This window comes from Polaribacter sp. NJDZ03 (assembly GCF_019263805.1).
Lineage (GTDB): Bacteria > Bacteroidota > Bacteroidia > Flavobacteriales > Flavobacteriaceae > Polaribacter.
On sequence record NZ_CP079195.1, the window covers coordinates 3,717,807 to 3,731,011 of the forward strand.

7 protein-coding genes are annotated in these 13,205 nt (G+C 31.9%); all 7 read left to right on the plus strand.

The genetic code is table 11. The annotated features are described in order from the left end of the window. Window positions 1–11 precede the first annotated feature (11 nt). The 7 genes from KV700_RS15820 (at window position 12) to KV700_RS15850 (ending at window position 13,135) form a co-directional block, all read left to right on the plus strand. Window positions 12–830, plus strand: coding sequence for a sialate O-acetylesterase (locus tag KV700_RS15820; RefSeq protein ID WP_218598465.1), 819 nt, complete (start codon window positions 12–14; stop codon window positions 828–830). Window positions 831–834: 4 nt separating this feature from the next. Then, window positions 835–2,391, plus strand: coding sequence for a sulfatase (locus tag KV700_RS15825; RefSeq protein WP_218598466.1), 1,557 nt, complete (start codon window positions 835–837; stop codon window positions 2,389–2,391). Between the two features lie 87 nt (window positions 2,392–2,478). Continuing rightward, complete coding sequence (locus KV700_RS15830) at window positions 2,479–3,903, plus strand: sulfatase (RefSeq protein ID WP_218598467.1); 1,425 nt, start codon at window positions 2,479–2,481, stop codon at window positions 3,901–3,903. Between the two features lie 19 nt (window positions 3,904–3,922). Further along, the gene (locus KV700_RS15835; protein WP_218598468.1) at window positions 3,923–5,464 is read left to right on the plus strand and encodes a sulfatase; all 1,542 of its coding nucleotides are present in this window, start codon (window positions 3,923–3,925) and stop codon (window positions 5,462–5,464) included. 38 nt (window positions 5,465–5,502) lie between these two features. Then, complete coding sequence (locus KV700_RS15840) at window positions 5,503–8,163, plus strand: PQQ-like beta-propeller repeat protein (RefSeq protein WP_218598469.1); 2,661 nt, start codon at window positions 5,503–5,505, stop codon at window positions 8,161–8,163. 55 nt (window positions 8,164–8,218) lie between these two features. Then, complete coding sequence (locus tag KV700_RS15845; protein ID WP_208889976.1) at window positions 8,219–9,730, plus strand: sulfatase; 1,512 nt, start codon at window positions 8,219–8,221, stop codon at window positions 9,728–9,730. Between the two features lie 165 nt (window positions 9,731–9,895). Further along, window positions 9,896–13,135, plus strand: coding sequence for a glycoside hydrolase family 2 TIM barrel-domain containing protein (locus tag KV700_RS15850; protein WP_218598470.1), 3,240 nt, complete (start codon window positions 9,896–9,898; stop codon window positions 13,133–13,135). The last annotated feature ends 70 nt before the right edge of the window (window positions 13,136–13,205 follow it).

A 13,205-nucleotide genomic window follows, 5' to 3' on the forward strand; every position in this document is an offset into this window, starting at 1 on the left:
TGACTTGCCTTATGATTTCTTCGATAACTTTTTCTCAAGAAGAAATTCATGTTGTTTTGTTGGCAGGACAATCTAATATGGCAGGTCGTGGTGTTTCTAAAGAATTAGATGCTGCTCTTATAAAAAGAATTCAAGATGTTTCTGATAGAGTTTTAATCTCAACATCAGATATAGAAAAAAAGAAGCCAGAACCGTTATCCTCTTTTAAGAAGAGTTTTGGTCCAGAATTAATGGTGGGGTTAACTTTAGCAGAAGCAAATCCAGAACAACATTATTTATTGATTAAAAAAGCTGTTGGAGGAACTTCTTTGTACGGTGCTTGGAGCACAGAATGGACAAAAGAAAAAGCAATGATTGCAGAACGAGGAGAAGAAAGACAAGCATTGCAATTATATGCTGCTCATATTAAAAATATTCATCAGAATTTAGAAGAATTAAAAGCAGAAAATAAAACCTTTAAAATCTTAGGTTTACTTTGGATGCAAGGAGAGAGTGATACTAATAAGGCCATTACAGCAACGTCTTATCAAAAGAATCTTCAGAATTTGATAAATGGGTATAGAAGTGAATTAAAAATAAAAGATTTACCAATTGTAATAGGACAAGTAAATGTGCTGCCAAGAAAATATAAAATTGGCCCAACACAAGTTAGAAATGCAATGTTATCTGTAGCTAATTCTGACAAGAATATAGAAATTATAGAAACATCCACCAATGAAAATTGGTTAGATTTCCCGAAACATTCAGACAATTTACATTACAATACCATAGGGCAAAAAAGATTAGGCATTGCCTTTGCTAAAGAATTAATAAAACTTTCAAATAATTAACAAAATGAAAAAACAGTATTCTTATTTCGCAGTTAGAATTTTATGTGTTTTAATGTTAGCTACTACTTTTGTAGCTTGTAATCAAAAAGAAAAAGCAACAAAACAAACAAAAGAAATAGTAAAAAAGCCTAATATTTTATGGGTTGTAGCAGAAGATTTATCCCCATTTATGGGTGCTTATGGAGATTCTATAAATAAAGGGCACACACCAGTAATCGATAAATTAGCATCAGAAGGCATTTTATTTAAAAGAGCCTATGCAACTGCACCAGTTTGTTCTGCAGCAAGATCTGCATTAATAACAGGTGTGTATCAAACCACAACAGGTACACATAATCATAGATCTAGTAGGTTTACAGATGGTGAAATTGTACCAGAAGAATTAAGAATACACTTGCCAGAAGGAATGAAAACGATTCCGGAATTGATGAAAGAAGCCGGTTATTTTACGTTTAATAGTGGTAAAGACGATTATAATTTTGATTACGATAGAAGAGCCTTGTATGATGTTGGCACCAAAGAAGATTATAAAGCAGGTATGAATGGTTGGCAAGGAAATCATGCTATAGACTTTATGACAGTAAAAGAGTATGTGTGGAATGCTAGAAAAGATAAAAATCAACCTTGGTTTGGACAAGTTCAAATTATGGGAGGTAAAAAAGATGCAAAATATGTAAGAGAAGGAGAAAAATTGGCTACTAATGATGTGCCACTACCACCTTATTTTCCAAATATAAAATCGCAAAGAGAAGCTTGGACAACACATTACAATGCAAACAGAGGTTCTGATGTTACTTTAGAAAAAGTGATAAAGCAATTAGAAGCAGATGGCGAGTTAGAGAATACCATCATCTTTTTCTTTTCAGACCATGGTAGTCCAACTTCGTTAAGACATAAACAATTTTGTTATGAAGGTGGATTGTTGGTGCCTTTAATTATTAAAGGTGATAATCCTGTTTTAAAAGCCGGAACTGTAAGAAACGATTTGGTTTCTTTGCTAGATGTTTCTGCAACTACATTAGCACTAGGTAATGCTAAAATGCCTTCTTATTTAGTGGGACAAGATTTATTTTCGAATGATTATCAAGAAAAAGAATATGTAATTGGAGCAAGAGATAGATGTGATTATACAATTGATAAAATAAGAACCGTAGTTTCTGAAGAGTACAGATATATTAAAAATTATTTTCCTGAAAGACCAATGATGCAAGCTGGTTATAGAGATAATAAAAAGATTGTAACAGATTTTAGAAAATTGCATGAGGAAGGTAAATTAACACCATATCAAGAACAACATTGGTTTGGGGTTCGTCCTGTAGAAGAATTGTATGATTTGAAAAAAGATCCGAATCAAATGAATAATTTAGCATTGAATACTGAGTATTCAGAAGTTTTATTAAAGCACAGAAATGTTTTAGAAAACTGGATTAAAGAAACAGGAGATAAAGGTCAGTTTCCTGAAGATGCTAAGCAACTAGAAGCAACGTACAATATGTGGAAAGACAGACCTCGCTTTAAAAATGCCAAAATAAACCCAGAATACGATCAGTTTAAAAAGTAGTAAAAACTACACATAAAGACATATTATAAACCTTAGAATACAAACAACCTATAAGTTTAAAGTTTCTTTGTTTAAAAATAAAAAAAAATGAAATCTATATTTATCAAAGGTGTAATTACGCTCTTTTTTGTTTCAATTACATTTTCAAGTTTTGCTCAAAATGATGCTTCTAAACCAAATGTACTATTCATTATGGTTGATGATTTAAATGATTGGGTGGGCGCTTTTGGAGGAAATCCGCAAACAAAAACACCAAATATAGATGCACTTGCAGATAAAAGTACCATTTTTAAAAATGCCTATTGTTCTGCTCCTTTGTGTAATCCTTCTAGAGCAAGTATCATGTCTGGTTATAGACCTTCTACCACGGGCGTTTATGGTAATTCAGAGCATTTTAGAGATGTAAAAGGATTTGAGAATACAGTAACCATTCCTCAGTATTTCGAGAAAAATGGGTATAAAACAGCTGCTGCTGGAAAAATATTTCATAGTCCAAGAGGAAATGGGAAAAAACCAAGACCAGGTAGTGATCCTGGATCTTTTCAACAAGAAAGAAAAGGTGGTTTAGGAGGTGCTTTTCCAGAAGATAAAGACAAACAATCTCACGGATTAAATTTGAAAAAATACGGAGTAAAAGGTTCTTTTTTACATTCTTTTGATTGGTTTCCTGTAGATGTAACTTTAGAAGAAAATAATGATTTTGAATCTGCGGATTATGCAGCTAAATTTTTAGAAGAAAAGCACGATAAACCTTTCTTTTTAGCTTGCGGAATTTTTAGACCGCATTTGCCTTGGTTTGCCCCGAAGGAATTTTTTGATATGTATAACCTAGAAGACATAAAGTTACCAGAAACTCTAAAAAATGATTTAGATGATGTTGGTAAAATGGGGCAGAATATGGCAAAAAGAGGCGTTCATAAATCTGTTGTAGAACATGGAAAATGGAAAGAAGCGGTGAGAGCGTATATGGCTAATATTTCTTTTGCTGATGCTTGTGTAGGACATTTATTAAACGGATTAAAAGAAAGTAAATACGCAGATAATACCATTGTCGTTTTAATGGGAGATCATGGTTGGCATTTAGGTGAAAAAGAGCATTGGTCTAAAAATGTATTGTGGGAACGTTCTGCAAAAACACCTTTGTTAATTTTTGACCCAAGAGGAGATGGGAAACCAAAAGTAAGTACTTCTTTAGTTTCTTTATTAGATGTCTATCCAACGTTAGTGGAAATGGCAAACCTTCCTATAAATAAAGAGTTAGAAGGAAAAAGCATCTATGATTTAGTAAAAAATCCTACGAACGTAGTAAAAGAATATGTGTTGACTTCTAAAGACAAAGGAATTCATTCTTTAAGAAATAAAGATTATAGATATACCGTATATTCAGATGGTTTTGAGGAGTTGTACGATCATAGAATAGACCCAAATGAGTGGACAAATATTGCTAAAAACTCTTCTAATAAAGAGGTTTTGAATGCATTTAGAAAAGAATTGAAAAGTATCTTGAAATAAAAATTTAATTAAGAATAATATGACGTTTCGCTTAAAACACCTTTATGCATCAATAATCATAATTCCTTTTTTTATTTCATGCAATAGTGTAAAAAAAGAAGTTTCTAAGGATGTTAAAAAACCAAACATCATATTTGTTTTGGTGGATGATTTAGGCTACGCAGATGTTGGTTTTAATGGCTCCACATATTTTGAAACTCCAAATATAGATGCGCTAGCAAAAGAAAGTTTGGTGTTAGATAATGCCTATATGTACCCTACATGTTCGCCTTCTAGAACTGCAATTTTTACGGGGAAACAATCTTTTAGAACAGGCGTTTATACAGTGCCTGTTTTAGAAAAAGGAGACGATCAAGAAAATATTTTTTCTAGATGGACTGTGGGTAAAGAGCATCCTATTTATGCAGAACCTTTGGCTAAAGAAGGTTACAAATCTATCCATTTGGGTAAATGGCATATTGTTGGCCCTTATCCTAAGGAAGAATTGGCAATGGAATATCCGCTTAAAGAAAAATTAAAACAGCCAAATACAGGTGATTATTCTTGGGTAGCAGCTCATAAAAAGCCAGATATTCAACAATATTATCCGGAAGGAAGAGGTTTTATAAAAAATGTTGGAGGAAGTTTTAGAGGAGATCCAGCTTATGAACAAGATGGTTACAAAAGTAAAGCAGGTGGTTATTGGGCACCATTTAGCAATCCGTTTATAGAGAAAAAACCGACAGATAATTGGCTAACAGATCGTTTAACAGATGATGCTATTGAGTTTATTGCTGAACATAAAAACGAGCCTTTTTTAATCAATTTAAATTATTATGCGGTTCACAGACCTATAAAATATAGAAGTAAAGAATTGTATCAAAAATACTTTGATAAACGGGGTGATACTATTACCGGTCAAGGATTACATGCTAATAAAAAGAAGCACGAATATTTTGCAAGTTATGCAACGATGGTGGAATCTGTAGATGATAATATCAAAAGAATTACAGATTATTTAGACGCTAATAACTTAAGAGAAAATACGGTAATTATTTTCACGTCAGACAATGGTTATCATAGTATGGCAAGTGCTAATGATTTAATGCGTGGCTCAAAAGGGCATATTTACGAAGGCGGAATTAAAGTGCCGATGTTTGTAAACTGGCCCAATAAAGTAACGCCTAGAAGGAGTGAAGTTGCTGTAAGTGGTTTAGATGTTTTTCCTACGTTGATGAATTTAGCAAATATTACTGATTTTAAAGGAACTTTAGATGGGAATTCTATTACAGATTTATTTTCTTCGGATGATAAAAAGTTATCAGAAAGACCATTGTTTTGGCATTTAGCAAGTCGTTTTAAACACGGAACTTGTTCTGTTATAAGAAAAGGAGATTATAAGTTAATTCAGTTTTTGGCTGATGGAAAACTAGAATTATACAACTTAAAAGCGGACCCTAAAGAATCTAAGAATTTATCCAATATAGAAGTAGAAACCACAGAAAGCTTATTAAAAGAATTGGTTTCTTGGAGAAAAGACAACAAAGTTCCTTTACCACCAAATTCAATATTAGAGTTTTAAGTCCTTTTATTTTTAAGTCTAATTAATATTCTTTATCAATGAAAATAAATTCACTTTTTAGTTTCGCAATAAGTTTTTTGTTATCAACTCAATTGTTTGCTTTTCAGTCTAAGGATTTTTCAACAAAAACTAATAATATTAGAAATTCGGTTGTTGGAGAAATTAATCATAAACCCATTTTATTTGTATCAGAGTTAAGTGAAAGTTTAGCTGCTTATTCTTTAGAAGGAAAAGAACTTTGGAACTATAAAATAGACCAACCTTCGGTGATTTTTGAAATTATTGCAGAAGATATTAATAATGATGACAATGATGATTTATTAGCTGTTGCTGGTAACGGAATAGTGTATTGTATTGATAGTAATGGTAGCTTACTATGGCAATTTACTCCAGATCATAAAGTACGTTTGTCAGAAATTGCTGTGGTAAAAAATGGTGATAAAATTCAAATTTTTGCAGGTGGAAATGATTATCATTTGTATGAAATAGATATAAACGGTAAACAAGTTTCATCAACAAGAATTGAAGGAGTAGTTAGAAAAATTGAAACAGGAGTTTTTACAGATTCCGGTAAACAATCACTTTTTTTAATGACGTATTTTCATGATAAATTCCGTTGGGAATTTATGGGGATTTTAGATGCTGATTCTAAACAAGTTTTAAAGGAAGTTAGTATTAAAAAGAAAGAATTAAAAGCGTTAACCAAAACGATGGTTACAGATATTGCGATAGCCGACATCAATAATGATCAAAAAGATGATATTTTATTTTTTGCCGATAATAGTTTTAAACCTTTCTTTTCTGCTTTAGATGCTGACTTTAATGTTTTAGCAGAATATGCAGGTAGTAAAAAGCAGGTGCAACGTTATGCACATTCTCATGGAAGTTTTTTGGCAAGTAGAAACGAAATTATGTTTCAACACGGCGGTATTTTAATTATTTTAGACACAAAAGGAAAGTTATTAAATACAGGTGGAGAAAAATACGGAAAGGGTGTTTATAGTGATTTTGTTTATGAACCTAAATCAAACCAATTAATAGGAACAGGAACTGTAGATGGTGGAAATAATGTAGATTTTTTTAACTTATCAAAAGATAACTGGTACAAAACTGCGCACAAAAAACAAGGTAGAATGTTAGCTGTGGAGCAAAATATAACAAAACTATACAACCAAATCTTAGAGTATAAAATACCTAGTTATCAGAAGAAATCGAACAAAGATTTTGTGATGATTACAAAAAATGGAGCTTCTGATAAAGTTGAAAAGTTAGACGGAGGAAACGTGAAATTTGTGATTCAGAAATCGCCTAAAGAAGCTACAGATAGAACGTATTTAGTAAACAAAATTGGTGAATCGGCTTTAAAAAAAGACAAACGAGGAAAGTACCAAGATTCTAGAGAACAAATTATTCAAATGGCTAGAGATTACGAAGCAGAAGGGCAACCTTTTACTTTTTGGGCAGGTCATGGTAATGATCCTTTTTACATTCAAATAGAAACTTTAGAACAAATTTTAGAAGTTGCTCCAAACACTTGCTATGGATTTGTATATGCAGAAATGGATAATGTAGAAGACCCGAGAGTGCAATATTTTGTAAAAGAATATTTACCAAGATTGGCGAAAGCAATCAGAAAAAAAAACAGAGCAAAACTCTATTTTAGATATAAAAATATGTTTTGGGCTGCAACTACACATTTACCACTTTGGAAAGATGTTTTTTTATCAGGAAAATACAGCGATTTTTTAGTGCCTGCATCTGAAGATACCAGCAATAGAACTCAAGATTTAAACTTGGCGGGACGAATTGGAATGAAATCTGGCGGTTATATTAATGATTTTGCCATGCGTTTGATTGATGATAATCCTACAAGTTGGAGACCTTTAACTCCTGGAGGTCAAAATTCAGTTTCGCCTTATTTAAGACAAGGAGTTATGATGGCTGCTTACGGTGCGCGTTACGGTATTGTTTCTACTTCTGGTTTTGTAGAAGAACCGGGTTTAGATATTCTATTTGCAATGATGAAATCTGGCGTTTTACCAGTGGTAGAAAACGAAGATATTTTATCTATAGGTTCTTGGCATTTAATAAAAGATGTAGATGAAAAATTGATTCATACGGTAGATAATCATCATAATATAAAACAATATAAAAAAGACGATGAGAATGCTATTTTTTCTTTAGCACAAATGCATTGGGCAGGAACAAATATTCCAGATAATGATTTCTCTAAAATCGCTTTGGGTGTAAAATACAGATGGTTGAACTATATGCCAGAAATTCCTAATGGAATGGTCGCAATTGCGCCGATAGAAAGTGCCCAAGAGTTATCAGAAAAGAACATTCCTTTTAGTATCAGTAATGCGAAACAAGGGCTTTCTAATAATGAATTTGTATCCGCTAAAAAATATGCTTCAGAATTAAAAAAGATTATAGAAACGGGTGCAAAGCGGTTACCTATTTTGGTAAAAGGTGCTGCTTGGTCTGCTATTAAAATTGATGAAAACCATACAAGAATCATTTTAATGGATTCCGGATATATTGAACCTCAAGAAAGGGATGTAACCATTGTATTTCAACATAGAAAACCAAAATCTGTACAAGATATTTTAAGTAAAGAAAATTTAATAGTTTCTAAAAGTCAAATGGATGTAAAAGTACCGGCGGGTTCTTTAAGATTTATTGATGTAACGTATTAATTATTAAAAAAAGCAGCAACAGTATTTAACTAATAACAAAATCAAACGAAATAACATGAAAATTAAAAACCAATTACTGTTTTCTGTAGTTTGTGTTTTCTCTATAATGAGTTGCACAAGTCAGAAAAAAGTTACCAATCAAGCTAAAGAGGAGGTTGTTTTAAATACAAATGAAAAGCCAAATTTAATTATCATTCATACGGATGAGCATAATTTTAGAACCATTAGTGCGTATCAAAAATTATTACCAGAAGCACAAGCTTTTGTTTGGGGAAAAGGAAACAACTCTAAAACTCCGTATATAGATAAATTGGCAGAAGAAGGAGCTATTGCAACAAGCTATTATGCAGCTTCTCCAGTTTGTACGCCATCTAGAGCTTCTTTGGTTACAGGTTTGCATCCAGGAGCTACTGGTGCTCCAAAAAACGGAATGCATATTAGTGAAGATGTACCCACTTTTGCAACCATTTTAAGAGACCAAGGCTATGCAACTTCTTATGTTGGTAAATGGCATTTAGCGGGGCATGAAAAATATGCTTTTGGTATTAAATACAAAGCTGGTTTTGATGATAATCGATATATGATGAAAGGTGGACATGCACCTTATTTTCATATAAAAGGAGATAAATTTAAAGGGATTAATGAGAATAATGCAGCGAAACTTCCAAAAGAAGAAGTTGTTCATTCAACTGATTATTTTACGGATAAAACCTTAGAAATTTTAGAAAGAGATAAAAATAAACCTTTTGCGTTAATGCTTTCTATTCCAGATCCGCATACGCCAGATTACGCAAAGCCTCCATACAATACCATGTATGAAGATTTAAATATTGAAGCACCAAAAACAATGGCACCAGAATACACTGCCATAAAGCCTTCTTGGGCTGGTGGCGGTAAACCAGACAATAACGAAGCTTTTGGTAAAAAGGCTTTTGAAAATGAAAAAAATGCGTTGAAACAGTATTTCGGAATGGTGAGTCATATTGATGATTCTGTAGGTAGAATTCTACAGTTTTTAGAAGATAATCACCTTACAGAAAATACCATTGTTATTTTTACTTCAGATCATGGAGATATGTTTTTTGAACACAACAGACGTAACAAAGGTGTACCTTATGAAGGTTCTGCAAGAATTCCTTTTTTAATTCGTTATCCAAACAAAATTCCTTCAGGGAAAGTAATCAATACAGCTTATACAAATGTAGATTTTACACCCACTATTTTAAGTTTGATGAATGTTAAAACGGATGCTAAATTTCAAGGTTTAGATACTTCAGACGATTTTACAAACAATAAAAAAGTAGTAAATAGTGATAGGATTACGTATTTCGCCAAGTCTGGCGGATGGTGGGTTTCTGCAGTAAGTGATAGATATAAATTGGTAATTGATAAAAAAGAAAAACCATATTTATTCGATTTACAAAAAGATCCGGATGAGTTGATTAATTTTTACCACGATGCAGCATATGCAGGTATTGCAAAAATGATGCAAGCAGAATTGTTTAAGCAAATGAAAATGTATGATGAACCTGGTTTAAAATTAGGACAGAAATATATTACGGAGTAATGCCGTTTTAAGATAAAATTAGATTGGATTTGGATAAAATGTTTAGGCGTATTTATTCAAATCCTTTTTATGTTTATAAGACCAAATAATTGCCTTTAAATATTAGATATCCTAATGTAATTTTTTGATTAAGGTTTGAATTACAGCTAAAAAACACTCATTATTATGAATACAAAGTCTTCTATAGTTTTTTTATTAATCTTAATTTCTCAAATTTCTTTTTCTCAAAACGATTGGGAAAACGAATTGATGTTTGAACAAAATAAATTACGATCAAGAGTGCCGAGTTATTCTTTTACCAATCATGCAGATGCTTTAGAAGGAAATAGAGACAAGTCTAGAATGCAATCTTTAAACGGAACGTGGAAGTTTAATTTTGTAGAGAAATCTCAAAACAGACCAACAGATTTTATCAAGAATGATTTTAATGGAGAAAGTTGGAGTGATATTGCTGTGCCTTCAAATTGGGAATTACAAGGTTTCGGACAACCAATTTATACCAATATAATTTATCCTTTTACTCCCGATATTAAAAATGGAGGAAAAAGAAATTTTAATTATATGGGACCACATCCCCCTCAATTTCCATTTATAGAAAAGTATAGAGACAATCCTGTTGGAAGTTATTACAGAGATTTTACCATTCCGGATGATTGGAAAGAGCAATCTGTTATTTTACATTTTGGTGGTGTTTCATCAGCATTTTATGTTTGGGTAAATGGCAAAAAAGTAGGCTATAGCCAAGGTAGTAGATTGGCTGCAGAATTTGATATTACAGAATTTTTATCAGAAAGAAAAAACAGGGTTGCAATTCAGGTTTTTAGATGGAGTGATGGTAGTTATTTAGAAGACCAAGATATGTGGCGTTTAAGTGGAATTCATAGAGAAGTACTCCTTTTAGCACAACCTAAAATAGCTTTAAATGACTTTTTTGTAAGAATAAAGTTCGATGATAAGTTGGAAGATGCCAAATTAGAAGTTCGTCCGCATTTATGGATGAAAGGTGATGAAGATAACTTAAAAGGGTATACTATTTCAGCTGATTTGTATGATGCTGAAAATAAAAAAGTAACCAAAAAAACAATGTCTTGTTCTATTGAAGACGTTTTTTTTGAAAGATGGCCACAAAGAGATATTACCAAGTTTGCATTTTTAGAAGCAAGCATTAAAAATCCAATAAAATGGTCATCAGAAAACCCATATTTGTACACGTTGGTTTTTGATGTAAAAGATGCATCAGGTAAAATTTTAGAATCTAGAAGGCAGAAAGTTGGTTTTAGACAAATAGGTTTTAGTAAAGAAAACGAGCTGTTAATCAATGGAAAAGCAACAAAAATAAAAGGAGTAAACAGGCACGATCATCATCCTGTAAGAGGAAAAGCGTTAACCAGGAAAGATTTAGAAGATGATGTGAAGTTGTTGAAGAAATTCAATTTTAATGCCGTAAGAACGTCACATTACCCAAATGATCCTTATTTCTATGAATTGTGTGACAAATACGGAATTTATGTGATGGATGAAGCGAATGTAGAAACGCATCATTTAGGCAGTTACGCGCCACAACAACCTAGTTTGTCCATTCCTATTTTAAGTAGAATTATGAGAATGATTGATAGAGATAAAAATTATGCTTCCATAATTTCTTGGTCTATGGGTAATGAAGCAGGAACAGGACCTGCTTTTGCAGCAGCTGCAAGTTGGGCTAAAGATTATGATCCATCACGTTTTATACATTATGAAGGAGCGCAAGGAAACCCAAATCATCCAGATTATAAAGAAGGAGAAGAAGGGCAGAAGGTATTTAGAGGACCTACGCATGCAAATCCTGATGATCCTAAATATGTAGATGTCTTAAGTAGAATGTATCCAGAGATTTATCAACTAAAAGCAATGTCTGAAAGCAAATATATAGACAGACCCATTATAATGTGTGAATATGCGCATGCCATGGGGAATTCCATTGGTGGTTTAGGAGAGTATTGGGATTTAATAAACTCGAAAAAGAATTTAATAGGAGGTTTTATTTGGGATATGATAGACCAAGGTTTGGTTAAAAAGGACAAAAATGGAAATGATTTTTACGCGTATGGAGGAGATTTTGAAGATTATCCGAATGATAAAAATTTCTGTATAAATGGTGTTTTTTCTGCGGATAGAAAACCAAATCCACATGCATGGGAAGTAAAATACATTCATCAACCATTTAATTTTAAGTCTGTTGATGTAGAAAATGGAGTAGTTTTAGCAATAAATCATTTAAATGAAACCAATTTAAATAAATACAATGTAAAATGGACGTTGTCTGAAAACGGAAAAGAAATTCAGTCTGGGCTTTTAGAAAATGTTGATGTGAAAGCAAGTTCATCATCAGGAATAAACATTCCATTTAAAAAAGTGCGTTTTAAAGATGAAAATGAATATTGGTTAAAAATTTCAGTGCAAGAAAAAGCAGCTACTTTTTGGGCAGAAAAAGGATTTGAAGTTGCAAAAGAACAATTAGTAGTCAAAGAAACATCATCAGAAAATAATTATAATTCAACATCAAACTCTAAATTAGAAGTCGTAGAAAATAATACTGAAATTTCTGTTTCAAGTAGAAAATATAAAGCTAAAGTTTCTAAAAAATCAGGAGAATTAACTTCATTCATCAAAAATGAAAAAGAACAAATTCTATCACCTTTAAAAGCTAACTTTTTTAGACCACCAATAGATAACGATTTACGTGGAGCAAGTAGTGGCGATTTTAAAAAATCTAGAAAATATTGGGAGTTTTTAAATGATAAATTAGAAACGAAATCTGTAAAAGTTATTTCTGATAAAACGAATGAAACAAAAGTTGTTGTTGAGAAAACTTACAAAGATGAGGTACAACTTAATTTGATTTATACTTTTTTAAGTGATGGTAGAATTGTTGTTAAGATGGATTTAGATGCAAAAGAAAGTTTACCGGGTTTGGTGAAATTCGGAATGACATTAGGTATTTCTAAAGACTATAAAACAACTACTTTCTTCGGAAAAGGGCCTAATGAAAACTACATTGATAGAAAACGAGGTACAGAAGTAGATGAATTCACCTTTAAAACAGACGATTTATTTACAAACTATGTTTTTCCACAAGAAAACGGAAACCGTTCTGATGTAAGATGGTTGCAATTATCAGAAAATAAAAAGAACACTTTAAAAATAGAAGGTTCACCAAAATTCGGATTTTCAATTTGGCCGTATTCGCCAGAAAATATTCAGAATGCCAAACATCCTTATGATTTAATGAAACAAGGTTTTTATACCTTGAATTTACACTTAATTCAAATGAGTGTAAATGGAACGTTGTCTGAAACTTTACCAAAATATGTAGTTCCTTCAAAAAAGTATGAGTTTGAATTTATAATTAATACCAAAAATTAAAACATTTAAGAGAAAACAATTTAAGTATTGTTTTCTCTTAAATGTTTTATAAATAGAAGTTTATACTAAA